Below are 23,427 nucleotides of genomic sequence, written 5' to 3'. Positions count from 1 at the left end.
GGGACTTCCTGCAACGTTGCAGTTTTTCTCGCTGCCAGCCTGTACTTTGCCTTCACGCTTGGCTAAATCCCGCGCAAACGGCCAACCTAGAGATAGGATTTTAAGATGATCGATCCGCAGAAACTCGCACAGCGCTTCCCCGGCGACTTCACCTTCGGCGTCGCCACCGCCGCCTTCCAGATCGAAGGGGCCAGCAAGGCCGACGGCCGCAAGCCATCGATCTGGGATGCCTTTTGCAATATGCCCGGCCGCGTCTATCATCGCGACAATGGCGACGTCGCCTGCGACCACTATAACCGACTGGAGCAGGACCTCGATCTCATCAAGGAGATGGGCGTCGAAGCCTATCGCTTCTCGATCGCCTGGCCGCGCATTATCCCCGACGGCACGGGTCCGGTGAATGAGGCCGGTCTCGATTTCTACGATCGGCTGGTCGACGGCTGCAAGGCGCGGGGGATCAAGACCTACGCGACGCTCTACCACTGGGATCTGCCGTTGCTGCTCGCCGGCGACGGCGGCTGGACGGCGCGCTCGACCGCCTATGCGTTTCAGCGCTATGCCAAGACGGTGATGAACCGCCTTGGCGATCGCCTCGATAAGGTCGCGACCTTCAACGAGCCCTGGTGCATCGTCTGGCTGAGCCACCTCTACGGCATCCATGCTCCGGGCGAACGCGATATGCAGGCCGCCCTTCACGCCATGCATTATATGAACCTCGCCCACGGCCTCGGCGTCGAGGCGATCCGCTCGGAAGCCCCCGATGTGCCCGTCGGGCTTGTGCTCAACGCCGCTTCGATCATCCCCGGCTCCGACAGCCCGACCGATCTTGCAGCCGCCGAAAGGGCGCACCAGTTCCACAACGGCGCCTTCTTCGATCCGGTCTTCAAGGGCGAATATCCGAAAGAATTCGTCGAGGCGCTTGGCGACCGCATGCCCGCCATCGAGGACGGCGACATGAAGCTCATCAGCCAGAAACTCGACTGGTGGGGTCTGAATTACTACACGCCCGAGCGGGTCACCGACGATGCCGAACGCAAGGGCGATTTCCCGTGGACGGTGAAAGCGCCGCCGGCAAGCGACGTCAAGACCGATATCGGCTGGGAAATCTATGCGCCGGGATTGAAGCTCCTGATCGAGGACCTCTACCGCCGGTACGAACTGCCGGAATGCTACATCACCGAGAACGGCGCCTGCGACAACACCGATATCGTCGACGGCGAGGTCGACGATAGGATGCGTCTGGATTATCTCGGTGACCATCTCGATGTGGTGGCCGGTCTGATCAAGGGTGGTTACCCCATGCGCGGCTATTTCGCCTGGAGCCTGATGGACAATTTCGAATGGGCCGAAGGCTACCGCATGCGCTTCGGCCTCGTCCATGTCGACTATCAGACCCAGGTACGCACAATAAAACAGAGCGGCAAATGGTACCGCGAACTTGCTGCCAAATTCCCGAAGGGCAATCACAGGCCGGGTTAGCGCCGTCGGCCTGATATAGGCGCCGGTTTGGAGTCTATTGCGTCTCATTTAAGCTCTCCGGCGCGGCACGGCGAGTCGATGCTGCTTGCCGTCATTTCGCGATGGCAATCCAGGCAGAAAAATAGATCGTTCGAAACCTGCAACAGCCGGTTGCTTAAACGTTTTTGAACCCTTGGCTGGCAAAGTCTGACGGTCAGGGAGCCGTAATGCAGACAGCCGGAAAGCCGCAGAGCAAGGGATTGGGAATAGGCCGTCACATTACCGTTACGGGCGTGCTTTTTTCCTTTGCCGTCATCGTCGCAATCGTCACCGTCATGGTGCTGACGGCGCTTGAACGCGTGGCCGAAAATGCCAATCTCCTCGATGATGAGCGCTCGCGCGAAACGACGATCGGGGCGTTGAAGACTTTCGAGGACCAGCTTGGCGCGACACTCGACGATTACGCTGCCTGGGACGATGCCGCCGTCAACGTCTATTCGCCCGATGGCATGGCCTGGACGGTGAGCAATTACGGCGAGATGTCGGTCAACAGCGCGCTTTTCGACATGGCGATCATCATCGATGACGGGAAGACGCCGATCATGGCCTATCGCGACGGCAAGCCGATGGAAGAGCCGCTCGCGGATTTCTTCGCGCCGTCGCTCTGGACCCTGTTCGAGACGGCGAAGACGGCCGGCCCGGCCGGTACGCCCCAAGCGGTCGGGTTCGTCACCACCAAACGCGGTGTCGCTGCTGTCGGCGTCGCATTGGTGCGGAAAAAATCCGGCGCGCTGGATGTGCCCGCCGGCCAACACCGCTATCTCGTTTTTGCCCGCCATCTCGACAATGACCGGGTGGCGGCGCTCGGCCAGACCTATGTCATCGGCGGGCTGAAGCTGGCGTCGGCGAGCTTCGAGGCCGATTATTTCGTACCGATCGTCGATCCGGCCGGGGGAACGCTCAAAAAACTCGTCTGGACCTCGCGTTCACCGGGTGATGTCGGCTACGCACAGGTGCGGCCGATGGTCCTGCAGGCGCTCGGCCTCGTCGGTCTGTTCTTCGTGGTGTTGCTGGTCATCGGCTGGCTTGCCGGCCGCCGGCTGAAGGCCGAGGAAAACAGCGCCCGCGAGGAGGCGCTGCGTGACCGGCTGAGCGGTCTTTCCAATCGCGATGGTCTCGGGCTTGCCGTCGACCGCTTCGTCGTCGAGGCGCGCCAGTCCAAGCGCAACGTGCTGCTCCTCTATCTCGACCTCGATGGCTTCAAGGAGGTCAATGACAGTTATGGCCACGGCACTGGCGACCAGTTGATCCGCGCGGTTGCGGCCGGTCTCGACGTGCTCATTCCGCAAGGCGCAGTTCTCGCCCGGATCGGCGGCGATGAATTTGCGATCGCCTTTCTCTCCGACAGCGAGAATGCCGCCGCACTGCAGCTTGCCGAGCAGATCCTCGATTTTCTTGTCGAGCCGCTGGAGATCGGTCGCCGCGTTGTCGTCGTCGGCGCAAGCATCGGCATCGCCATGTCGCCTTGCGGCATGATCGAGCGTGAAGAACTGGTGCGCCGCTCCGACCTTGCCATGTACAAGGCGAAGGAGGCCGGCCGCGCGCGGATGATGCTCTACGATCCGTCGATGGATGCGGATCGAGAGCAGCGCAATGCGCTGGAACTCGATCTCCGGATGGCCATCGAGAGCGGCGACCTGACGCTGGCCTACCAGCCATTGATCGATGCGGTCTCCCATGCGCCGACCGGTGTCGAAGCACTGGTACGCTGGAACCGTCCGGGTCACGGGCCTGTTTCACCAGAGGTATTCATCCCGATCGCCGAGACCAGCGGTCTCATCGAATCGCTCGGCCTGTTCGTGCTGCGAAAGGCCTGCGAGACAGCCAAGCAATGGCCGGAACTCAACGTCTCGGTCAACGTCTCGCCCGGCCAGTTCCGCAATCCCGCCTTTGCCGACTATGTGCGCTACGTGCTGAAACAAACGGAAATCGAGGCCGGCCGTATTACGCTCGAGATCACCGAAGGCTACATGATTCAGAATCCGCAGCGTACCCGCCAGTCGATCGACCGGCTGAAGGCGCTGGGGGTCAAAGTGGCGCTCGACGATTTCGGCTCCGGTTTCTCCTCGATCGGTTATCTCAGGCAGTTCGGTTTCGACCGGATCAAGATCGACCGCTCGCTGGTCATGGGTGTCAACGAGGACAAACGCCAGCGCGAGATGCTGCAGGCGACGGTGGCGCTTGCCCGCTCGCTCGACATTCCGGTGACGGCCGAAGGCATCGAGACCGAGGAGCAGGCAATCGCCATGCGCCTCTTCGGCTGCGATTGCCTGCAGGGTTATCTGTTCGGAAAGCCGGTGACGGCCGAGCTTATCACCGAGATGCTGAACGAGCGACGCGCAGCGGAGCCGGCGGCCCGGCGCCGCATCGGCGCAGCCTGACCGGCAACGCCTCCCTCAGGCAGCGAGGCTGATCCCCTGAATATCGGCTCAGCTGCCGATATGCCGCTGGCCGCGCTTTCGTGCGAGGGCGATCTGGTGCTGCCGCTGACGATAACGCAGCCGGTCTTCTTCCGTCCGCGTGTTGTAGCAGTGGCTGCAGGAAACGCCTTCCTCGTAGTGCGGCGAGGTGACTTCCTCTGAAGTGATCGGGTTGCGGCAGGCGTGGCATAGCCTGTGTTCGCCTTGCTGCAGCCCATGCTCGACGGACACGCGTTCGTCGAAGACGAAGCAGGCGCCATCCCAGAGACTTTCCTCCTGCGGCACTTCCTCGAGATATTTCAGAATGCCGCCCTTCAGATGATAAACCTCGTCGAAGCCCTCAGCCTTCATGAAGGCGGTTGCCTTCTCGCAGCGTATGCCGCCGGTGCAGTACATGGCGACCTTCGGCTTGTTGTGCAGGCCGGGATTGTCGCGCACCCAATCGGGAAATTCGCGGAAAGTCTTGGTCTTCGGGTCGAGCGCGCCGCGAAAGGTGCCGATTGCCGTTTCGTAGTCGTTGCGGGTGTCGATGACGATCGTATCGGGATCGGAAATCAGCGCGTTCCAGTCCTTCGCCGCGACATAGGTGCCGACCACCTTGTTGGGGTCGATGTCCTCGACGCCCATGGTGACGATTTCCTTTTTCAGCTTCACCTTCATGCGCAGGAAAGGCATTTTCAAGGCGCGGCTTTCCTTATGCTCCAGGCTTGAAAATTCCGGCTGGGCGCGCAGGAATGAAAGCACGGCGTAAATGCCGGCATCCGGGCCGGCGATCGTCCCATTGATACCCTCATGCGCCACAAGCAGCGTCCCCTTGACGCCGTTCTCCTCGCAAAGCGTCTGCAGCGGGCCGTGCAGGCTGGCAAAGCGCGGCACGGAAACGAAATGGTAGAGTGCGGCCACGAGGAACGGGCTGATGGGTGTGAGGCTGTCGGTCATCGAGCGGAAATACAGAAAATCGGCGGCTCGCGCAATTGCCTTCGCCGGTTGGCGGCCTTGGCGGTCGAACGACTATGCTCGTGCCTGCCATTCGGAAAACGGCCGCACGCCGAAGCTTCGGTCGGGGATGTCGTCGAGAAGGCTGATGAACTCGATCGAGTGTCCGTCCGGATCCTTGAAGTAGATCGACAGCGCCGGCATCCACCCGAGAACCACCGCCTCCGTCACCGGTTCACCAGTAAAGCCGAGTGGCTCAACACCTTTTGCCTTGAGTATGGCGGGCGCCTGCAGCACGCCGTCGGCGGTCATGCGGAAGGCGATATGCAGCCGCATCTTCAGGGGGCCGGTTCCGGTTTCCCAGAGGCCAAGCATACCGGTCTTCCTGTCGTCTACCCAGAGGAAAGCCACTTTGCGCTCCTCGAATGAGGCCGCCGGTTTGAGCCCGACGACATCGCGGTAGAAATCGGTGGAGGTCTTGAGATCGGCAACGGTCAGATGGGTCTCGTAGAGTCCGAGCACCATTGGCATCGCGGCGTTTTCGGCGGTCATTTCTTCCTCACGGGTCAGGGCTCTGCTTGTTTGACCAACGGAGGCTAGGACCTCAAGATTGGTCGAGGTCAATAGATTTACCTTGGGAAATTTCAGATGCGCCGGCGTAGCCTCTCAACCGTCGGCCGTCAGCCAGAGAAGCTCGATGCGTTGCGCTTCCTCGTCGGGATCGTCGGCGAAGACGGTTTTGGCTTTGAGAAGCGCTTGTCGCCGGTCCTCCTGCTGGCGAAAGATGATGGCGTCGAGCAGATGGGCGAGGTCGTCATTGCGGGGGAAGAGCTGCGGCTCGGCCTCGACCAGTTCGGAGAGCACGGCAAGATCGTGAATGTGGCCGAGATCCTCGGCGAGCTCCTTGGCCGCATCGCGCTTGGCCTTCATCGCGCCGGGCCAGACGTCGCGCAAAAGGCCGTGATAAAGCTGATAGTCGTAGGTGCGTTTGCGCAGATCGTGGAAATCGTCGGCCGATGCCTCGCCGTGGCAAGCTGCGAGTGCTGCCTTGGCCTTCCCAGCGGTGCGGCGCCAGCTCTTTGCCAGCATGCGGGCATTCTTGCGGTGGCCGCCATCAAAGGAGACTGCATCCAGGGCGGTGATCGCCTCCTTCAGGACGTCGGAGGTTTCCTTCAGCCGCCGTTCCAGGCCGCTTTCGGCTTCCACCATCCAGTCACGGCGGCCTTCGAGAATCGTGACGATACGGACGAGCGCCTCGCTCTCCTCGTTCCCGCGGGCTGCATGCTGCAGATATTGCGCCGTGCCGATGAGGGCGGCAGCGTCGCGGATTGCAGACAGCGACTGCGCGGCATCGCGCAGCCTGGCGTTTTCGAGGCTCTGAAAATCCGGCACCTTGCGAGCCACGAGGCGGTAGAGCGAACGCAATCGTTTCAGATTCTTGCGGAAGGAATGGATCGCCTTATGTGCGCCGTCCGGCCGCTCCTCCAGAATCATGACGGCGCGTTCCAATTGCTCAGTCGCGACGCTGCGGAACTCGTCGGTAAAATCGGCGTCAGGCCGAATGCGATAGCCCATGCCTGTCGTGCCCATATTCTGTGGCGAGGGCCTGGTTGGAATAGCGGGAATCGCCGGTCACTTCGCGGCCGAGCCAGGCGGGCAGAGCCGGATCGTCGGTTTCCGCCGTCATCTCCACCTCGGCGATCACCAGCCCACGATGCTCGCCGGCAAAGACATCGACCTCCCAGACGAAGCCTTCGTGCGGAACCCGGTAGCGCGTCTTCTCGATGACGATGCCGATGGCGTTCTGCAAAAGCTCTTTGGCATCGGCGATTGGGATGTCGTATTCGAATTCGTCGCGGGTGATGGCGCTGCGGCCGATCTTGATCGTCAGTTTCGCCTTCCTGTCGTCGAGGATACGCACGCGGACGGAACGATCGTCCATCGAGGCGATATAACCCTGCTTCAGGACAGACTTCGTCTCGACGGCGGAACGCCATCCATCGCTGCGTACGAGAAACTTCCGCTCGATCTCTTTCGCCATATCGGTGAACCTTTTGTGACGATTGCGGCACGGTAGACCAATTTCCACGCATTTCCTACCCATCTTGTCATGTGGTCTGGTTTTATCTCGACAAGGTTCGACGGGGGCGTTATTCGGGGACGAATTCAATCGTTTCAAGGAGGTCGCGCGACCATGGGCGAGAAAACAGAGAAGCTCCTTTCCATCCTGAAACTCCAGCCTGTCGTTCCGGTCTTGATCGTCGACGATGTGAAATCGGCGGTGTCGCTGGCCCGCGCGCTCGTTGCGGGCGGTCTGAAGGCGATCGAGATCACCATGCGCACGCCGGCGGCACTCGAGGCCGTACGCGCCGTCGCCGCTGAGGTCGAGGGCGCCGAAGTCGGCGCCGGCACGATCCTCAATGCCGCTCATTGGGAAGCCGCCGTCGAGGCCGGTTCGAAATTCATCGTCAGCCCGGGCACGACGCAGGAACTGCTTGATGCCGCTGCCGATTCCGATGTGCCGCTGCTTCCCGGCGCTGCGACCGCCAGCGAAGTCATGGCGTTACGCGAAGAAGGCTACCAGGTGCTGAAGTTCTTCCCGGCGGAGCAGGCCGGTGGCGCGGCCTTGCTGAAAGCGCTCTCTTCGCCGCTTGCCGGCACGCTGTTCTGCCCGACCGGCGGCATTTCGCTGAAGAACGCCAATGACTATCTCTCGCTGCCGAACGTCATCTGCGTCGGCGGCTCCTGGGTGGCGCCGAAGGAGCTGGTCGCAGCCGGCGACTGGGCGGGGATCACCAAGCTCGCGGCAGAAGCGGCGGCGCTGAAGGCCTGAGGTCGGTAGGCGGCGGGGAGCGTCACGCTACAACCCCGCTCAACCCCATATTTGTATTCCAGCCGTCGCAAACCTATGTACGCTTCCAGCCTCAAACAGGGAGATGACGAGGAATGTTCGACGCAAGGAAGCTTCTCGACCAGTTCTTGGGTTCGCAGGTGCCGGGTCTCGGCGGTTCGGTCCGCGACAGGGCGGGTGATGCGGTCCAGACGGCCAGGAACAACCCGCTGGCGACCGGTGCGATCGCCGCCGCGCTTCTCGGCACCAAGACCGGCCGCGGTATTGCCGGCAATGCACTGGCGATCGGCGGGCTTGCCGCCATTGCCGGCCTCGGCTATCAGGCCTACAAGAATTACCAGGCGGGGCAAGCGCCCGCAGCCCCTTCGGATGCACCCTCGGCAAACAATCCGGTTCTCCTGCCGCCGCCTGTCGAATCCGGTTTCGGGCCGACGTCACCAGCCGGCAGCAATGAATTCGTGCTGGTGCTGATCCGCGCGATGATCGCCGCGGCCAAGGCCGACGGCCATATCGACGATGCCGAACGCGCCCTGATCATGGACAAGGTCAAGGCTGCCGATGTCAGCGGCGAAGCCGCCGCCTTTATCGAGCGCGAACTTGCGTCGCCGACCGATATCGATGCGCTGGTGGCCGCCGCGACGACGGAAGAACAGCGCGTCGAACTCTACACCGCCTCGCGGCTCACCATCGAGCCGGATTCGCGCGCCGAGCGCGGTTATCTCGATCTGCTTGCCGGCAGGCTCGGCCTTGCCGACCAGTTGGTCGATCATATCGAGGCGACGGTCGCCTCCGCCAAGGTTACCTTGTCCCAGTGATGGGGTCCCAGTGATTGGGTCACAGTAACAAGTCGGCCGGTTGCCTTTGTCGGGCGGCTGGCCTATCCACTCTTCGGATAAAGGGGAGTGAACATGCGCGATCTTGCAAATTTCAAGGGCTGTCCGGCGCCGAAGCCGGTCACACTGAAGGGCCGTTTCGTCACCGTCGAACCCTATCGGCGCGCCGAACATCTCGAAGCGCTGTGGGACGGGCTTGGCGGCATGGGCATCAACCCGTTGCTTCTCTATTTTGCTCAAGACGACTTTTCCGGTATCGAGGATTTCGCTAACTGGCTGGAAACCGTCTATACCAAGTCCGGCTGGCTCACCCATATCTTCCGCGACAATGCCACCGGCAAGATTCTGGGGATGGCGAACTACATGCGCGCCGACCCGGCAAACGGCGTGGTCGAAATCGGCGGGGTAGCGCATGGGCCTGAGATGAAGCGTTCGCCGCTGTCGACCGAAGTGCATTATCTGATGGCCAAGCATGTCTTCGAGAATCTCGGCTACCGCCGCTACGAATGGAAATGCGACAATAACAACGAGGCGAGCAAGACGACGGCCGCCCGTTACGGCTTCAGCTTCGAAGGGGTCTTCCGCCAGCACATGATCTCCAAGCGTCGCAACCGTGACACTGCCTGGTTCTCGATGATCGACACGGAATGGCCGCTGATCAACGATGCCTTCGAAACCTGGCTTTCGCCGGAAAATTTCGACGCGGCCGGCAACCAGATCCGCCGCCTGCAGGATATTCGTGCCGATCTGGAAAAGGAAAGGCTCGCGTGAGCCCGGAGAGCCGCTCGCAGGCCATTGCCGCCGCCGCCATCCTGTTCGGCGCCGGCCTGGTCATCTATTTCCTGCCAAGCATCGTTCTGTGGATCGGCAATTTCTCGCCGATGCTCGGCATCGCAGTCGGCGCCTGCCTGATCCTGGCGTTTTTCGCGGTCTTCTGGCTACGAGCGCGCTATCAGCGGAGCAGGGGAAAGTAGGCCTATCCCTGCAGCGATGCCGCGAGCAGCAGGGCGCCCATCAGCATGACGAGCACGGCGCCGAGGATTTCGATGGCATTGCCGATCCAGATCGAGGCGGTCGAGCCGCGCCCGGAGAGGCGCACAGCGGCACTCTTGGCGGTTACTGCAAGCGTGGCAAGCAGCGAAACGGTAATCGCCGTGCCTAGCGACATGGCGGCGACCGACAGCACGCCGCCGAGATAGAGCCCGTTCAGCATCGAGAAGGTCATCACCAGCAATGCGCCGGAGCAGGGGCGAAGACCGACGGCGACAATCGCCGACCAGGCCTCGCGGGCGCTGAACCTGTCGCCGGCGAGCAGGGCCGGATCAGGCACATGGGCATTGCCGCAGGTTTCGCAGGCCATGCCGGGAACGAAGGTATGGCCCGCGTCGACAGGCTGCGCCTTGCCGTTGAAGGCATAGGCCTGGCGTTCGGCTGCATTGTCCTTCCAATCGAGCATTATGCTGACCGGACCGGCTGGCGTCGCCACCAGACGGCGGCGCGGCATGTTGCCCGCCATCGAGCGCAGTTTGCGAAATAGCAGCCAGCCGCCGAAGAGGATGACCATGACGAAGCTTGCGATCTCCATCGCATGGGTCGCCGCCGTCAATGTGATGCCGGTGCCGCGCAGCACCAGCCAGGCGCCGCCAACCAGCGCCACTGCCACCACGCCCTGGACGAAAGCCGAAATGAAGGAAATCACCACGCCGCGTTTCAGCTCGATCTCGTTGGCGATCATGTAGGAGGAGATGACCGCCTTGCCGTGGCCGGGGCCAGCGGCATGGAAGACGCCATAGGCGAAGGAGAGGCCGATCAGCGATGTTAGCTGCCACGGGTCTTGGCGCATGCCCTTTAATGCGCCGGTCAGCGCCCGGTAGAAGGCCTGCTGCTCATAGTTCACATAGAGCAAGAGCGGTGCGAGCGGCCCGCCGGTCGGCTGAAAGCTCGGCTCCGCCGTGCCGATGCCGAGCGGCGATTGCGCATGGACAAGGCTTGCCGCCGTCAGGAGCGTCAAGGCAGCGGCGGAAAAGATGAAGGGCAGGCGTTTTGTCAGCATGTGACCTCCAGCCGGGTGGCGAAGAGCTTGGACATGTTGGTGCCGGTGGGATCATTGAAGAAGGCGTCCGTCAGCGACTGCTTGTTCTGCGAGATCACCTGGTCGGCATCGGGTCGCACCACCTGACGCTTGCAGGCCTTGAAGCCGTCGCCGACGATTGCCAGTTCGTCGTCGGTGGGAAAGTCGATTGAGGTGTAGAGCGTCGGGTCGTAGACGCCAAAGGTGAGCCTGCCCTTAAGCGGCATCTTCTCCGCCGGCTTGACCGCGAAGAACATCAGGAGCTGGCCGTCCTTATAGTCGACATGGATGATGTCGGGCTTCTGAACGGTGATGTTCTTCCCGTTGATGGTCAGGTTCATGTAATAATCGTATTCGGAAAGCGACTGCTTCACCGTTTTCCCGACCTCCGCGAGTTCGTTCGGCTCCAGCTTCAGGTCGGTGTTCTTGTCGAAATCCATGACCACTGAGGAAGAGAAGACTTCGTCGAAGCGCCAGACGTTGCGCAGTTCCTCGATGTTGCCATCCTTGTCGGCCACGACCTCGAGGCGGGCCTCCACGAAGATGTGTGGATGGGCAAGGGCGGCGGCCGGCGCCAGTGAAGCAAGCGCGGCCATCAGTATCGTCGAATATCTCATCTATCCCGCTGCCCTGTTCGGTGACCCTGACTTCTTGCCAGAAATTGGGACGGAATTGGGACCGGATTCCCTACTGGATTCAGATAGCCGCGGGTCGCGATGTCGCATCCGCAAGGGCGGCGCTACGGATGTTTCTTGAACCAGTTGTTGAGGTAGTCGACGAAGATCCTCACCTTGGCCGGCAGGTAGCGGCGGTGCGGATATACGGCATAGATGCCGCGGTCGGTCGGGATATAGTCATTGAACAGTGTGACCAGTTCACCGCTCTCGATTGGCTTGCGAGCGATGAAATCCGGGATGAAGGCAATACCGATGCCGGTGAGCGCGGCGCGCAATGTCGCATGCGGACTGTTGACCTCTATCGGCCCGGAAACGGCGACGGCGAACGAGGTGTTGTCGGGGTTGTGGAAGCGGATGCTCGCCTGGGTGCGCGCATTGGTATCGACGATGAAGGGGACGTTGGAAATATCGGTGGGATGCTCGATGTTGGGATAGCGCTCGAGAAATTCCGGCGTGGCGCAAAGATGGATCCGGAAATCGGAGATCTTGCGGGCGATCATGCCGGAATCCTCGAGCTTGGTGATGCGGATCGCCACGTCGAAGCCTTCCTCGATCAGATCGACAAACCGGTCGTCGGCGGCGATCTCCAGCGAAAGGTCCGGATTCTCCTTGGCAAAATCGATCAGCGACTGGCCAACATCGGCATCGACGAAGGTGCGCGGCACTGAGATGCGAAGCCGTCCTTTGAGTTGCGCATTGTTTTCGCGCACGAGATCGGCGAGGTTGTCGATCTCCTTGAGGATATCGGAGGCGGTGCGGTAATAGGTATGGCCGGCCTCGGTCATGGAGAACTGCCGGGTGGTGCGGTTGAGGAGCAGCGCGCCGAGCTCATCCTCCAACTCGCGCACATATTTGGAGAGCAGCGCCTTGGAGCGGCCGGTGCGCCGCGCGGCGGCGGAAAAGCCTTCGGCTTCGACGACATCGATGAAAGCACGTATGCGAGTCAAGGTATCCATGGACGTCCCTTACGCTGTTTCGGAATGTTGAACAAATCGGCTCGTTTTGTTCAATTATTTTTTTGGCCCCGCGATCAAAAAATCGCTTGATTATGAAGGCGAATATTCTTATTTCCACATCAGCCCAAAGTCGCACGTGCCCATGGGTGTCCGCCGAACCCTCGAATTGGTGAGGAAATCGGTAAGGTACCTGGAATTAACCCCTCCAGTCGCTATTCCGGCCAACCGGAAAATGCGAGGACGCCTGAAGCAACGACGGTGCGGGCCTTTTTGTTCTCTCCCTGCTTTCCATCAGCGGGGGTTACTGAAGAGGCACACCATCATTGCCGGAAGTGCGGTTGGGATTCTCCCTCCAATCCATGGCAGACAAAGCCGAACTTACACCGCATGGCGGCGTTGGTTCACTATCTGCGCATCGAGCGCTTGCTATGGTTCCGGGGTCTCCACCGGCTGGTTCCAATGCGGGTTCTCGTATGCCCTTTGTCCTCCGGTTCATGCCGGAGCTCTGGAACTGGAAGAGGGAATCGATATGACCACCCAGCGCATCCGCGACTTTCTCGCAACCCGACGTCCCGACGGTCCCTGCCTCGTGGTTGACCTCGACGTCATCAGTGACAATTTCCACGCTTTCCGTCACGCAATGCCGGACAGCGCCATCTACTACGCCGTCAAGGCCAACCCGGCCCCCGAAGTGCTGAAGCTGCTTGCAGGCCTCGGCTCCAATTTCGATTGCGCATCCGTTGCCGAAATCGAAATGGCGCTCGAAGCCGGTGCGACCGCCGCTCGCATCTCCTTTGGCAATACGATCAAGAAGGAACGCGACGTTGCCCGCGCGCATGCGCTCGGCGTCAGCCTCTTTGCTGTCGACAGCCACGAGGAAGTCGAGAAGATCTCGCGCGCCGCTCCCGGCGCCCGTGTCTTCTGCCGCGTGCTGACGGATGGCGAAGGCGCCGAATGGCCGCTGTCGCGCAAGTTCGGCTGCGTCCCGCAGATGGCTGTCGACGTTCTCGTCTACGCCCATCAGCTTGGCCTGCAGTCCTACGGCGTCTCGTTCCATGTCGGTTCGCAGATGACCAAGGTCGATGCCTGGGATTCGGCGCTTGCTGATGCCAAGCGCGTCTTCGTATCGCTTGCCAAGCAGGGCATCCACCTGCAGATGGTCAACATGGGCGGCGGCTTCCCGACCAAGTACCTGCGCGACGTTCCGTCCGCAGAAGCTTACGGCAAGTCGATCTACCAGGCACTGCGAACGCATTTCGGCAACCAGATCCCGCAGACGATCATCGAGCCGGGCCGCGGCATGGTCGGCAATGCCGGCGTCATCAAGGCGGAAGTCGTGCTGATTTCGAAGAAGTCGGACAATGACGATGCCCGCTGGGTATTCCTCGACATCGGCAAGTTCGGCGGTCTCGCCGAGACGATGGACGAAGCCATCCGCTATCCGATCCGCACGGATCACGACGGCGACGAGATGGAGCCCTGCGTCATCGCCGGCCCGACCTGCGATTCGGCCGACGTGCTCTACGAGAAGAACCTCTATCCGCTGCCGATCTCCCTTTCGATCGGCGACGAGGTCCTGATCGAAGGCACCGGCGCCTATACGACGACCTATTCGGCCGTCGCTTTCAACGGTTTCGAGCCGCTGAAGGCCTACGTCATCTAAGATCGTTTCCGCCGGCCCCGTAACCAGCCGGGGCGGCAAATTCACAATTTTCCTTCATCGCCGCTGATAACGGTATTGGGTACGGGAGGCCAAGATGGCCGCTGTTCTTGATTCTGTCCGCGCATTCTTTGCGCCTACCACTTTTGCCATCGACGCCGAAAATCCCTCGGATGTCGTAGCCCGCGAGACCTTGCTCGACCGCGTCATGGGCGCCGATCGCCGCAAGAAGTCGTCGGAAAAGATCCGCCGCAACCGCATTCCGGCCGAAGGCCTGGCGCTGGTCGCGCGCGATCGCGACGGCCATGTCATCGGCTCGGTGCGGCTCTGGAACATCGAGGCCGGCGTCAATGACGAGGGCACGCCGATTAATGCGCTGCTGCTCGGTCCGCTCGCCGTTGCGCCCCATCTCGGCGGCAAGGGCATCGGTTCGGCGCTGATGCGCGCGGCGATCCTCGAAGCCAAGAAGCGCGGACATGGCGCCGTCCTGCTCGTCGGCGATGCCGCCTATTACGAGCGTTTCGGCTTTTTTGCCGAGAAGGCTCGCCATCTTGTCATGCCGGGTCCGTTCGAACGCTCGCGCTTTCTGGCGCTCGAGTTGACGGAAGGCTGGCTCGACGGCGCGGCCGGCATGATCGTCCCCTCGGGGCGCATGCTGGCTGGCGCGCCGGTTCGCCGCGCAGCCTGAAGCAACAGCCGGTCGGGTCGGACTCGTTCCGCCTAGCCGGCAATATCCGCGCCGTTTGATCATGGAGGCAGGCGGGCCTGCCGTGATTGCGGCGCGGATTATTCTTTTGGGTACCGCGGCGCATGGTTACCGGGATGCCCTGTGAAGATGCCAACACAATCGCCTGCAGCAGGGAAAAACCCGTAATCGTTAAACTTTTAGCGAAGCCCCCAATCAAACCGCAAAACGCTTCCTGTACGTTCCCCGAGAATTTCGGGAAAGCGTCATGCTGCTGGATCTCAGGACAATCTATTTCATTGTGGCCGTGAGCTGCTTCGTGCAGGGCATGCTCCAGCTTGCAGCCTATGCGACCGGCCGCTTCGAGAGGTGGCCGCTGTGGTGGGGCCTGAGCAACATTCTTGTCGGCCTCGGTTCTTTCCTCGTCGCCTTGCGCAATCTCGTTCCCTACTCCGTCTCGATCGACGGCGGTAACGTGGTGACCATCGCCGGCTACATGCTGATGTTCTTTGCCGTGCGCGTCTTTTCGGGACGAGCGCTCGAGCAGCGCTATTTCTGGCTTGCCATCGTTCTCGTCAGCGTGCCTGTCGCACTTATTGTCAGAGATCCTTCGGCAGTGTCGGCGAGGCTTCTCTATGTCTCCGTCATTTGCTGCCTCTGCGACCTTGCCGTCGCAAGGGAGGCAATCCGTATTGCCCGGTGCGAGAGGCTGTATTCGGCAGCCCTGCTGGTCGGCCTGTATGTTTGCACTGCCTCGATCTTTGCGGTTCGCAGTCTTCTTGCGGCGACCGGCGAAATCGGCGGGCCGGATCCATTCGGCAGCAGTGTGGTCCATAGCTGGATGGCGGTATCGGCGGTTGCTTTCATCATGCTTCGCAGCATGGCCATGGTGCTGATGGCCGCCGAGCGCAGCCGAAATCAGCTGACTGAACTCGCCCACCGCGACCCGCTGACCGGCGCGCTCAATCGCGGTGGCCTTGCCCAGCATCTGCCTGCTCTCGGTTCGCAGCCGGTATCGCTGCTCATCATCGATATCGACCATTTCAAGCAGTTGAACGACCGGCATGGCCACGCCGCCGGCGACGATATCCTGCGGCTTTTCGCCAGCGTTTCGAGAGGCATCATGCGCTCGGACGATCTGCTCGCCCGTCAAGGCGGCGATGAGTTTCTTGCCGTGCTGAAAAATGTCTCCCTCGAAGAGGCTATGGTGATTGCCGATCGCATCCGTCTCGCCTTCGCCGCCGCCGTGATGCAGTGCCCCGATCTGGCCGTCTTTCCGACCCTGAGTATCGGCGTTGCCGCGTGTGGGCAAAACGGCGGAGATTTTGAAAGGCTGATTCAGAAGGCGGATGAGGCACTCTATCGTTCGAAACGCGAAGGCCGCAACCGGGTCGAAGCCTTCGGAGAAACGCACCAAGCCGCGTAGGAACGGCGCGACCTCGCCCATCTCAAAGTGATCCTAGATATTCTGGTCCATCGTCTCGGCCGGGATTTCGTCGGCGCCGTGGACGCGCACGAGCGTTGCCGGCACGCCGGCGACCGTGCAATGCTCCGGAACCGGCTTCAGCACGACGCTGCCGGCGGCGACCTTGCTGAAGGCGCCGATTTCGATATTGCCGAGGATCTTGGCGCCCGCGCCGATCATCACGCCGTGGCGGATTTTCGGGTGGCGATCGCCAGTCTCCTTGCCGGTGCCGCCGAGCGTGACATTCTGCAGGATCGATACCTCATCCTCGATCACCGCCGTTTCGCCGATGACGATGCCCGAGCCGTGATCAAGCATGATGGAAGCGCCGATCCGCGCGGCCGGATGGATATCCGGGCCGAAGACCAGCGAGGCGAGATTGGCGAGCCAGCTGGCGATCTCCGGTCGGCCGGCGTTCCAGAGCGCGTGGGCGATGCGGTGGGTCTGCAGCGCATGAAACCCCTTGAGGTTCAGGAGCGCGTGCAGAAATGTCGTGCAGGCCGGATCGCGCTCACGCACGGCAACAAGATCCGCCTCGATCTTCCGCATGATATCATCATCAAGCATGGACAGGATGAGATCGACCAGATCGCCAGTTGCCACCTGCGTCGCGGACAGCCGCGCGGCCAGCACATGGGCGATGATTTCTTTGTTGCCTGCAGCATTGGTTATTTGCACCGCAAGCAATTGCTGCAAAATCGGCTCGCGTCCGGCAAGCGCAACTGCCTCGGCGCGGATGACGGCCCAGACGGATGCGCCGTCCGAAGGCTGCGACTGTTGCTCGGCCAAACCGAGGTCGGTCGATTTCGACATTCCCGTTTCCTCTGTCCGAGGCGGCGCAAGACGCCGCCTGCGCGGGGCACATATTTGGCCAGCCAAGACATTTGGCATGCCCGCCACTTTGCGGCGTTAGTCCGTTATTCTAGCCGCCAGACGGTTGCAGGCCGGGCATCAGCTCCGGAAGCCTGCGCCAATAATAGAGCACATCCGGCTCTCTTTCCTCATTATCAGTACCGTCGGTCTCCTCCTCGGCGGCAAAACCGTGTCGTACCTAGAACGCCCGTGCGCCGGTATTGCGCTGAAACGGCCAGAGCCTGATCTTGTCCATTTCCTGCTTGGCACAGCCGAGGAGCAGAGAGCCGGTGCCCAAACCCTGGAAATCCGGGAGAACGTAAAGCTGCTCTATCCAGCCGTCGCCATAGGCGATGACACCGACGAGCCGGTTTTCCAAGGCGGCGCCAAGGATCGTGCAATTCGGCAGCAGATGCATGCGCCAGTACTGTTCTTCCTCTTCGGGCGTATGAAGATCCGGCAGCCAAGGCAGTCGTTGCCGCAGGGAGACACGCCTGATTCCGGCTACGGCTTGCATGTGGTCGGCGGTGAGCGTCACGACTTCAGGCCCGATAGGATATCGTCCGTTGCCGCCAATGTGCGTCAAGCCGAAATATCGATGACGCCGCAGTCGCCGGCTTCGGAAGCGAAGGCGAGCAGCTTGCCGTTCTTGCTCCAGCTCATCGCTGTGACGGCGCCTTTGCCGGGGCGGCGCAACAGCGCCTCCTTGCTGTCGGCGATGCGGACGGCCAGAATCATGCCGTCGATGAAGCCGATGGCGAGGATATCTTCGAGCGGATGGAATTTCACCGCGGTTGCCATGATATTGGCGCGAGTGCCGAGTTCGAGCGGCGCCTTGCCCATCGGCCCGTCCTTGCCCTGGAAGGGCCAGACGATGGCGGCCGGCGCGCCAGACGAGGCGAGCCATTTGCCCTTGACCGACCAGGAGAGCGATTTGACCTTGGCGGGGTAGCCGGTCATGCGCATGTGGCGGGCTTCGGAGCCCGGCTTGCTGTCGAGTTTCCAGCCGTGAAGCGCGTTTTCCTGCATCGAAGTGACGAGGAAATTACCGTCCGGCGAAAAGGTGACGCCGGTATGCGCACCCTTCCATTCGAGATCGACTGGTTTGGCGGTCGTGCCGATCCAGTGCAGCGACACGCCGTTATACCGCGCGGCCGCGATGCGCAGGCCCTTCGGCGCAAAGGCAAGGCCCTCGACCGTGCGCTCCTCTGCAAATTCCTTGGTCGTCCCGTCGGCAAGGCGCACGAGCGAACTTTTGCCGTAGGAATAGGCAATGGCCCCTTGCGGGCCGGCCGCGACCTGCGAGATCCACTTGCGCGGCGCGGTGGCGAGTTCGCTGACGCTGCCGTCGGCTGAAATGCGCAGCACCTTGCCATCCTCGCCGCCCGAAATCAGGCTCTCGCTATAGGGATCGCGGATGGCGGTGAGCATGCCCTGATGGGCTTCAGAAACCCTGTCGCCGCCGTCCAGCCGGTGAAACGTGCCGTTGGCGCTGGCGAAGAAGGGGACATCACCTAAAAATTCGACGGCCAGAACGTGGCCGTCGAGATCAAGCGGTGCAACTGTCGGCATCAGGCGGCTGCCTCGCAGGCCTTGAAGGAGGCTTCGAGCTTCTCGCGGTCGAGATCGCGGCCAATGAAGACGAGACGGCTCTCGTGCTTTTCGCCTTCCTTCCACGGCCGCTGGTGATCACCTTCGATGATCATGTGCACGCCTTGGACGACGTACCGCTCGGGATCATCCTTGAAGGCGATGATGCCCTTGAGGCGGAGAATGTTCGGTCCCTGCGTCTGGGTGATCTTCTGGATCCAGGGGAAGAAGCGCTCCGCGTTCATCTCGCCGCCGCGCAGCGATACCGACTGCACCGTCACATCATGGATCGCCGACATGGCGCCATGGTGATGATGCTCGTGCCCGTGGTGATCATGATCGTGATGATGGTGGTCGTGATCGCAATCCGGGCCGCAGACATGGTCGTCATGGCCGTGCTCGAGGAAATGCGGATCGTTTTCGAGCGCGCGCTCCAGGTTGAAGGCGCCCTGATCGAGCACACGAGCGAGGTCGACGCCGGAGCGGCTGGTCTTATAGACGCGGGCGGCCGGGTTGATGGCGCGGACGATGTCCTCGATCACATCAAGTTCTTCAGGAGTCACGAGGTCGGTCTTGTTGATGACGACGACGTCGGCGAAGGCGATCTGGTCTTCGGCCTCGCGGCTGTCCTTCAGACGCAGCGGCAGGTGCTTGGCGTCAACCAGGGCGATGACGGCGTCGAGCTCGGTCTTGGCGCGCACATCATCGTCCATGAAGAAGGTCTGGGCGACCGGCACCGGATCGGCAAGACCGGTCGTTTCGACGATGATGCCGTCGAAGCGGCCGGGACGGCGCATCAGCCCTTCGACGACGCGGATCAGGTCGCCGCGCACTGTGCAACAGACGCAGCCGTTGTTCATCTCGTAGATTTCTTCGTCCGACTCGACGATCAGGTCGTTGTCGATGCCGATTTCGCCGAACTCATTGACGATGACCGCATATTTCTTGCCGTGGTTTTCGGAAAGGATGCGGTTGAGCAAGGTCGTCTTGCCGGCGCCGAGATATCCGGTGAGCACGGTAACGGGAATAGGCTTCTGGGTGGGAATCGCGTCGGTCATGAGAACCTCTAGGATTAGGCGTGCGGCCGAGTAGCTTCAGATCGGCTGCTTGAACGGTTGGTCTCATATAATGGCATGGGCGCGGCAGTTCAAAGGGTTTTATAATGTTATAAGATCACATCATCCGTCCGGCCCAGATGACCCATTCACCGGAGCTGCGTGACATCGAAGGCATCGACATCTTCCAGCAGTTCCACCAGTCCCTTGACCGCATGCGCAATCAGCGCCTCGCCCTTTTCAGCTGTCGCCGCCGCGGCGTTGCCCACCACGCCTTCTGCGTTGAGATCCGACATCTTCCAGCCGAATGCGTGCGGCCCATAGGCGCGCAGATGCTTGAAACGCCTGGCAAATTCGCTCTGTCGCGAAGGGAAATCCGCCGCTTTCGTCATATCCACCCTGCCCGGATGAAGCGCCAGCATCACCGAGGTCTCGATATCGCCGCCGTGGATGCCGACCGCCTTTTCCTCCGGCGGGATGACGCCATCGGGCAGGCCGAAGCGGGTCCAGCTCGTCGCCACCGCCAGCATGGCAAAGCGAACCCGCGCCTCGGTCGCGACAATGGTCATGATGGGCGAATTGCCGCCATGAGCGTTCAACATCACCAGTTTGCGGATGCCCTGCTTCGCCAAGCCTTCGGCGATTCCGAGCCAGCGGTCCACCGCTTCGCCGAAGGCAAGCGTCTTCGTTCCTTCAACATTCATATGCTCTATGGAATAGCTGACGGATTCGGCGGGCAGGAATGTGACGGGAAGGCCAGCCGGTAGGGCCATCCTCAATCGCCTGGCGATGCCTTCGGCAATCAGCGTGTCGGTTTCGAAGGGCAGATGCGGGCCGTGCTGTTCATGAGCGCCGAGCGGCAGCACGGCGATCAGGCAACGCACGTCAACGGCAGAGGCCGGGTCGCTGTCTTCGAAACGGGGCGAAGGCGTCATCATCCAGTCGTTGCCTCTTGTTTATGACGAGATCCTGGGCAATGTCATATCGCAGCGGCGCCAAGGCTTAAAGATCAAAGGGATGGCTATGGGAAAGAAGCAGAAGGACGGCAAGAAGCACAAGTCCAAGAAGAAGGACAAGACCGAGTATACGCTCGTCGACCTCTCTCCAGCGCTCACCCAGGCGGCTCGCTCCATGCGCACGGTGCTTTCGCGCAACCTTCTCGAAAGCGGGCTCTATGCCGGCCAGGACGGCGTCATCCACTCGCTTGCCGAGAGCGACGGCATGACGGCCGGCGGCCTTGCCCAGAAACTCGGCGTCAAGGCGCCGACGATGACGCGCACGATCGGCCGCATGGAGGCGCAGGGCTTCCTCGAGCGCAAGCCCGACGCCGAGGATGCGCGCCTCACCAAAGTCTATCTCACCGAGCTCGGCCGTGGCAGCGTGGAGGGGATCGAGATGGCGGCCGCGGCCTGCGACAGGCTGGCGACGCTGGAATTCTCCGAAAAGGAAATCCGCAATCTCGTCCGCCTGCTGAAGGCGATCGATGCCAATCTGCAGGCCGAAGCTCTTCATATCGAAGATCCGGATGAAGACTGAAATTTCGCAGAAAGACGAATTGCTTCCACCGATTAAATCTTTTAATTAAACATTTTAAGGGCCACGCCGGTTTTCCGGCGGCTCTTGCTGCTTGCGTGCTGCCTGGAGGAGGACACGTGGTCCAGAAGATCAAGCTTTCGACGATCGCCGAAACGCTCGGCATTTCAACGGCGACCGTATCGCTTGCCTTACGCGACAGTCCGCTCGTCGCCAGCAATACGCGGGACAAGATCAAGGAACAGGCGCGCGCGCTCGGCTATATCTACAATCGCCGCGCTGCCAGCCTTCGCACCTCGCGTTCCGGCATCATCGGCGTCGTCGTGCACGACATTATGAACCCCTTCTACGGGGAGATCCTGAAGGCGATCGAAAGCGAGCTCGATCGCAGCCGCCACACCTTCATCCTTTCCAATCATTACGACAATGTCGAGAAGCAGCGCACCTTCATCGAGACGCTCCTGCAACTCGGCGGCGACGGCGTCATCATGTCACCGGCGATCGGCACGCCGCCTGAGGACGTGCAACTGGCGGAAGACAATGGCATGCCGGCGATCCTGGTTGCGCGCTCGATGGAGGGCCAAGACCTGCCGACCTATCGCGGCGATGACAGCTATGGTATTTCGCTTGCCACCAACCACCTGATCGGCCTCGGCCACCGCTCGATTGCGATGATCGGCGGCACGGACCAGACATCCACCGGCCGCGACCGCTACCAGGGTTACGTCAATGCGCTGCGCAAGGCCGGCATCGAGGTCGATCCGAACCTGCGCATTCCCGGCCCGCGCTCGAAGCAGGGCGGTTTCGAAGCCGCCGTGCATTTCCTCTCGTTGCCACAGAAGCCGACGGCCGCCGTCTGCTGGAACGATCTCGTGGCGATCGGCCTGATGAACGGCATTGCGCGCGCCGGCCTGGTGCCGGGACGCGACATCTCCGTCACCGGTTACGACGATCTTGAGGAGGCATCGATCGCCACCCCGGCGCTGACGACCGTCTGGAACGGCCAGACCGAGGTCGGTCGCCTGGCGGCGCGGGCGCTGCTCGATCGCCTTGCCGGCAGCCACGAGCCCGACGGCATGCATCTGATCAAACCGGAAATGCGCATTCGTCAGTCCACCAGCCCTCATCGGCCCCGCGCCTGAACCAAGACGGTCATCCAAGAGGAAAAGCCATGTCCCGCATCGCCATTCTCGTTCCCGGGAAGATACACGAGCGTGTTCTCGAAAGGCTGAAGGATCGTTTTGAGATCATCGCCGTCGCCCGGGAGGAAAGGCTTGCCCTCGACGACGGGACTGCCGGCCGCATCCGCGGTGTCGCTGTCTCCGGCCCGTTCCCCGGCGCCTGGATCGACCAGCTGCCGCATGTCGAGGTGATCGCCAATTTCGGTGTCGGCTACGACGGCGTCGATGTGAAACAAGCCGCCGAGAAAGGCATCGTCGTCACCAACACGCCTGATGTGCTGAACGACGAGGTCGCCGATACGGCGATCGCCCTGCTGCTCAATACCGTTCGCGAGTTGCCGCGGGCCGAAGCCTGGCTGCGTGCGGGCAACTGGAAGCCGGGCGCGACCTATCCGCTGTCGCGCTTCTCGCTCAAGGGCCGTCATGTCGGGCTTTATGGCCTTGGCCGCATCGGGCTTGAGATCGCCAAGCGGCTGGAGCCGTTCAAGGTGAAGATCAGTTACCACACACGGTCGCGACATTCCGATGCACCCTACGATTATCACCCGACGCTGAAGGGGCTAGCGGAAGCGGTGGACACGCTCATCGCCATCGTTCCGAAGACGCCGCAGACGCATAAGACGATCGACGCCGATATTCTGGCAGCACTCGGCCCGAACGGCATTCTCGTCAATGTCGGCCGCGGCTGGACGGTGGACGAGGCGGCGTTGAGCGCGGCGCTTGCCTCCGGCGCTCTCGGGGCGGCCGGCCTCGATGTCTTTTATGAAGAGCCGACCGTGCCGGGTGAGCTGCTGGAGCCGACCAATGCCGTGCTCTTGCCGCATGTCGCTTCCGCATCGGTGCCGACGCGCAATGCGATGGCCGATCTGGTCGCCGACAATCTCATTGCCTGGTTCGAGAAAGGTGCAGCGCTGACGCCGGTGTCGGAGACGCCGCAAAAGGACTAGGCGCGCCGCATAGAAGTTGATTTATGCGAGGTATACAGCGCTGCCAAATCGACTGTGGTTCGTGGATGATATGTTGCCCAGTGCGATGCCGTCGGTTACATTCTCGCCGATTTTACAACTAAGATTCTCAACTTTTCCGTGCGTTTGGGAATTGCGCCGGCGGGCTGCAGGATAAAGGCCGAACAAAGGGGATTGAC

At 61.6% G+C, this 23,427-nt stretch carries 23 protein-coding genes and 1 pseudogene; 12 read left to right on the top strand and 12 right to left on the bottom strand.

All coding sequences use genetic code 11. The features are described 5' to 3' along the window. The first annotated feature begins 105 nt into the window (after positions 1-105). Together HJB89_RS16370 and HJB89_RS16365 are read left to right on the top strand one after the other, a co-directional pair. Entirely contained in the window at positions 106-1,479 is a 1,374-nt protein-coding gene (locus tag HJB89_RS16370) for a GH1 family beta-glucosidase (protein ID WP_221116603.1), read from the top strand. Between the two features lie 206 nt (positions 1,480-1,685). After that, positions 1,686-3,899: a bifunctional diguanylate cyclase/phosphodiesterase gene (locus HJB89_RS16365; protein ID WP_221140980.1), complete on the top strand. Its 2,214-nt coding sequence runs from the start codon at positions 1,686-1,688 to the stop codon at positions 3,897-3,899. A gap of 48 nt (positions 3,900-3,947) precedes the next feature. Here HJB89_RS16365 and HJB89_RS16360 read toward each other — a convergent pair whose 3' ends face one another. The 4 genes from HJB89_RS16360 to HJB89_RS16345 form a co-directional block, all read right to left on the bottom strand. Next, on the bottom strand, positions 3,948-4,877 hold the full coding sequence (locus HJB89_RS16360) for a rhodanese-related sulfurtransferase (RefSeq protein ID WP_207581837.1): 930 nt from the start codon (positions 4,875-4,877) through the stop codon (positions 3,948-3,950). A gap of 72 nt (positions 4,878-4,949) precedes the next feature. Further along, positions 4,950-5,426 (bottom strand): VOC family protein, encoded by a 477-nt coding sequence (locus HJB89_RS16355; protein ID WP_221150204.1) that lies wholly within the window; start codon positions 5,424-5,426, stop codon positions 4,950-4,952. 114 nt (positions 5,427-5,540) lie between these two features. Continuing rightward, positions 5,541-6,449 carry a CHAD domain-containing protein gene (locus HJB89_RS16350; RefSeq protein WP_207581835.1) on the bottom strand — a complete coding sequence of 303 codons (909 nt, stop codon included), beginning with the start codon at positions 6,447-6,449 and terminating at the stop codon, positions 5,541-5,543. Further along, on the bottom strand, positions 6,427-6,915 hold the full coding sequence (locus HJB89_RS16345) for a CYTH domain-containing protein (RefSeq protein WP_221116605.1): 489 nt from the start codon (positions 6,913-6,915) through the stop codon (positions 6,427-6,429). Before HJB89_RS16345 ends, HJB89_RS16350 begins: the two co-directional genes overlap by 23 nt. A 153-nt stretch (positions 6,916-7,068) precedes the next feature. Here HJB89_RS16345 and HJB89_RS16340 point away from each other — a divergent pair, with 153 nt between their 5' ends. The 4 genes from HJB89_RS16340 to HJB89_RS16325 all read left to right on the top strand — a co-directional run bounded on the left by HJB89_RS16340 (position 7,069) and on the right by HJB89_RS16325 (position 9,532). Beyond that, a complete protein-coding gene (locus HJB89_RS16340; protein WP_207581833.1) occupies positions 7,069-7,707 on the top strand; it encodes a 2-dehydro-3-deoxy-phosphogluconate aldolase in 639 nt (212 codons plus the stop codon). A 113-nt stretch (positions 7,708-7,820) separates the two neighbouring features. After that, positions 7,821-8,540 (top strand): tellurite resistance TerB family protein, encoded by a 720-nt coding sequence (locus HJB89_RS16335; RefSeq protein WP_207581832.1) that lies wholly within the window; start codon positions 7,821-7,823, stop codon positions 8,538-8,540. Between the two features lie 93 nt (positions 8,541-8,633). Then, positions 8,634-9,329: a GNAT family N-acetyltransferase gene (locus tag HJB89_RS16330; RefSeq protein WP_207581831.1), complete on the top strand. Its 696-nt coding sequence runs from the start codon at positions 8,634-8,636 to the stop codon at positions 9,327-9,329. Then, the gene (locus HJB89_RS16325; RefSeq protein WP_221131738.1) at positions 9,326-9,532 is read left to right on the top strand and encodes a hypothetical protein; all 207 of its coding nucleotides are present in this window, start codon (positions 9,326-9,328) and stop codon (positions 9,530-9,532) included. Before HJB89_RS16330 ends, HJB89_RS16325 begins: the two co-directional genes overlap by 4 nt. 2 nt (positions 9,533-9,534) lie before the next feature. Here the strand turns inward: HJB89_RS16325 and HJB89_RS16320 are convergent, their stop codons facing one another. The 3 genes from HJB89_RS16320 to HJB89_RS16310 form a co-directional block, all read right to left on the bottom strand. Next, positions 9,535-10,611, bottom strand: coding sequence for a nickel/cobalt transporter (locus tag HJB89_RS16320; RefSeq protein ID WP_207581829.1), 1,077 nt, complete (start codon positions 10,609-10,611; stop codon positions 9,535-9,537). Next, positions 10,605-11,246 carry a DUF1007 family protein gene (locus HJB89_RS16315; RefSeq protein WP_221116608.1) on the bottom strand — a complete coding sequence of 214 codons (642 nt, stop codon included), beginning with the start codon at positions 11,244-11,246 and terminating at the stop codon, positions 10,605-10,607. Before HJB89_RS16315 ends, HJB89_RS16320 begins: the two co-directional genes overlap by 7 nt. 122 nt (positions 11,247-11,368) lie before the next feature. Next, complete coding sequence (locus HJB89_RS16310; RefSeq protein WP_207581827.1) at positions 11,369-12,262, bottom strand: LysR family transcriptional regulator; 894 nt, start codon at positions 12,260-12,262, stop codon at positions 11,369-11,371. A 529-nt stretch (positions 12,263-12,791) separates the two neighbouring features. Here HJB89_RS16310 and odc2 point away from each other — a divergent pair. The 3 genes from odc2 to HJB89_RS16295 all read left to right on the top strand — a co-directional run bounded on the left by odc2 (position 12,792) and on the right by HJB89_RS16295 (position 16,033). Next, positions 12,792-13,925, top strand: coding sequence for an ornithine/lysine decarboxylase (gene odc2 / locus HJB89_RS16305; protein ID WP_207581826.1), 1,134 nt, complete (start codon positions 12,792-12,794; stop codon positions 13,923-13,925). Between the two features lie 94 nt (positions 13,926-14,019). Then, positions 14,020-14,610, top strand: a complete 591-nt coding sequence (locus HJB89_RS16300) for a GNAT family N-acetyltransferase (RefSeq protein WP_221116611.1) — start codon at positions 14,020-14,022, stop codon at positions 14,608-14,610. 265 nt (positions 14,611-14,875) lie between these two features. Beyond that, on the top strand, positions 14,876-16,033 hold the full coding sequence (locus tag HJB89_RS16295) for a GGDEF domain-containing protein (protein ID WP_221150203.1): 1,158 nt from the start codon (positions 14,876-14,878) through the stop codon (positions 16,031-16,033). A gap of 33 nt (positions 16,034-16,066) precedes the next feature. On the opposite strand, the gene cysE is transcribed toward HJB89_RS16295, so the two are convergent. The 5 genes and pseudogenes from cysE to HJB89_RS16270 all read right to left on the bottom strand — a co-directional run bounded on the left by cysE (position 16,067) and on the right by HJB89_RS16270 (position 20,507). Then, positions 16,067-16,885, bottom strand: a complete 819-nt coding sequence (gene cysE, locus HJB89_RS16290; protein ID WP_221150201.1) for a serine O-acetyltransferase — start codon at positions 16,883-16,885, stop codon at positions 16,067-16,069. Between the two features lie 109 nt (positions 16,886-16,994). After that, positions 16,995-17,500: pseudogene (locus tag HJB89_RS16285) on the bottom strand (GNAT family N-acetyltransferase). 6 nt (positions 17,501-17,506) lie between these two features. Then, positions 17,507-18,496, bottom strand: coding sequence for a WD40 repeat domain-containing protein (locus HJB89_RS16280; protein ID WP_221116613.1), 990 nt, complete (start codon positions 18,494-18,496; stop codon positions 17,507-17,509). Next, positions 18,496-19,572, bottom strand: a complete 1,077-nt coding sequence (locus HJB89_RS16275; protein ID WP_221150200.1) for a GTP-binding protein — start codon at positions 19,570-19,572, stop codon at positions 18,496-18,498. Before HJB89_RS16275 ends, HJB89_RS16280 begins: the two co-directional genes overlap by 1 nt. Before the next feature lie 146 nt (positions 19,573-19,718). Next, positions 19,719-20,507 carry a creatininase family protein gene (locus HJB89_RS16270; RefSeq protein ID WP_221116615.1) on the bottom strand — a complete coding sequence of 263 codons (789 nt, stop codon included), beginning with the start codon at positions 20,505-20,507 and terminating at the stop codon, positions 19,719-19,721. Between the two features lie 85 nt (positions 20,508-20,592). Between HJB89_RS16270 and HJB89_RS16265 the strand changes: the two genes are divergently transcribed. The 3 genes from HJB89_RS16265 (at position 20,593) to HJB89_RS16255 (ending at position 23,230) form a co-directional block, all read left to right on the top strand. Then, positions 20,593-21,105, top strand: coding sequence for a MarR family winged helix-turn-helix transcriptional regulator (locus tag HJB89_RS16265; protein WP_221116639.1), 513 nt, complete (start codon positions 20,593-20,595; stop codon positions 21,103-21,105). 116 nt (positions 21,106-21,221) lie between these two features. After that, on the top strand, positions 21,222-22,244 hold the full coding sequence (locus HJB89_RS16260) for a LacI family DNA-binding transcriptional regulator (protein WP_007631775.1): 1,023 nt from the start codon (positions 21,222-21,224) through the stop codon (positions 22,242-22,244). Positions 22,245-22,273: 29 nt separating this feature from the next. After that, positions 22,274-23,230, top strand: a complete 957-nt coding sequence (locus HJB89_RS16255; RefSeq protein WP_221150199.1) for a 2-hydroxyacid dehydrogenase — start codon at positions 22,274-22,276, stop codon at positions 23,228-23,230. The last annotated feature ends 197 nt before the right edge of the window (positions 23,231-23,427 follow it).

It is taken from the genome of Rhizobium sp. NZLR8 (assembly GCF_019685025.1).
Taxonomy (GTDB): domain Bacteria; phylum Pseudomonadota; class Alphaproteobacteria; order Rhizobiales; family Rhizobiaceae; genus Rhizobium.
This window is presented reverse-complemented; position numbering and strand designations above follow the sequence as displayed.

What these genes read in the sequence shown, in the direction of transcription:
- HJB89_RS16370 (WP_221116603.1), top strand. Translation starts at nt 106, where the DNA reads ATGATCGATCCGCAGAAACTCGCACAGCGCTTCCCCGGCGACTTCACC.
- HJB89_RS16365 (WP_221140980.1), top strand. Translation starts at nt 1,686, where the DNA reads ATGCAGACAGCCGGAAAGCCGCAGAGCAAGGGATTGGGAATAGGCCGT.
- HJB89_RS16360 (WP_207581837.1), bottom strand. Translation starts at nt 4,877, where the DNA reads ATGACCGACAGCCTCACACCCATCAGCCCGTTCCTCGTGGCCGCACTC.
- HJB89_RS16355 (WP_221150204.1), bottom strand. Translation starts at nt 5,426, where the DNA reads ATGACCGCCGAAAACGCCGCGATGCCAATGGTGCTCGGACTCTACGAG.
- HJB89_RS16350 (WP_207581835.1), bottom strand. Translation starts at nt 6,449, where the DNA reads ATGGGCTATCGCATTCGGCCTGACGCCGATTTTACCGACGAGTTCCGC.
- HJB89_RS16345 (WP_221116605.1), bottom strand. Translation starts at nt 6,915, where the DNA reads ATGGCGAAAGAGATCGAGCGGAAGTTTCTCGTACGCAGCGATGGATGG.
- HJB89_RS16340 (WP_207581833.1), top strand. Translation starts at nt 7,069, where the DNA reads ATGGGCGAGAAAACAGAGAAGCTCCTTTCCATCCTGAAACTCCAGCCT.
- HJB89_RS16335 (WP_207581832.1), top strand. Translation starts at nt 7,821, where the DNA reads ATGTTCGACGCAAGGAAGCTTCTCGACCAGTTCTTGGGTTCGCAGGTG.
- HJB89_RS16330 (WP_207581831.1), top strand. Translation starts at nt 8,634, where the DNA reads ATGCGCGATCTTGCAAATTTCAAGGGCTGTCCGGCGCCGAAGCCGGTC.
- HJB89_RS16320 (WP_207581829.1), bottom strand. Translation starts at nt 10,611, where the DNA reads ATGCTGACAAAACGCCTGCCCTTCATCTTTTCCGCCGCTGCCTTGACG.
- HJB89_RS16315 (WP_221116608.1), bottom strand. Translation starts at nt 11,246, where the DNA reads ATGAGATATTCGACGATACTGATGGCCGCGCTTGCTTCACTGGCGCCG.
- HJB89_RS16310 (WP_207581827.1), bottom strand. Translation starts at nt 12,262, where the DNA reads ATGGATACCTTGACTCGCATACGTGCTTTCATCGATGTCGTCGAAGCC.
- odc2 (WP_207581826.1), top strand. Translation starts at nt 12,792, where the DNA reads ATGACCACCCAGCGCATCCGCGACTTTCTCGCAACCCGACGTCCCGAC.
- HJB89_RS16300 (WP_221116611.1), top strand. Translation starts at nt 14,020, where the DNA reads ATGGCCGCTGTTCTTGATTCTGTCCGCGCATTCTTTGCGCCTACCACT.
- HJB89_RS16295 (WP_221150203.1), top strand. Translation starts at nt 14,876, where the DNA reads ATGCTGCTGGATCTCAGGACAATCTATTTCATTGTGGCCGTGAGCTGC.
- cysE (WP_221150201.1), bottom strand. Translation starts at nt 16,885, where the DNA reads ATGTCGAAATCGACCGACCTCGGTTTGGCCGAGCAACAGTCGCAGCCT.
- HJB89_RS16280 (WP_221116613.1), bottom strand. Translation starts at nt 18,496, where the DNA reads ATGCCGACAGTTGCACCGCTTGATCTCGACGGCCACGTTCTGGCCGTC.
- HJB89_RS16275 (WP_221150200.1), bottom strand. Translation starts at nt 19,572, where the DNA reads ATGACCGACGCGATTCCCACCCAGAAGCCTATTCCCGTTACCGTGCTC.
- HJB89_RS16270 (WP_221116615.1), bottom strand. Translation starts at nt 20,507, where the DNA reads ATGATGACGCCTTCGCCCCGTTTCGAAGACAGCGACCCGGCCTCTGCC.
- HJB89_RS16265 (WP_221116639.1), top strand. Translation starts at nt 20,593, where the DNA reads ATGGGAAAGAAGCAGAAGGACGGCAAGAAGCACAAGTCCAAGAAGAAG.
- HJB89_RS16255 (WP_221150199.1), top strand. Translation starts at nt 22,274, where the DNA reads ATGTCCCGCATCGCCATTCTCGTTCCCGGGAAGATACACGAGCGTGTT.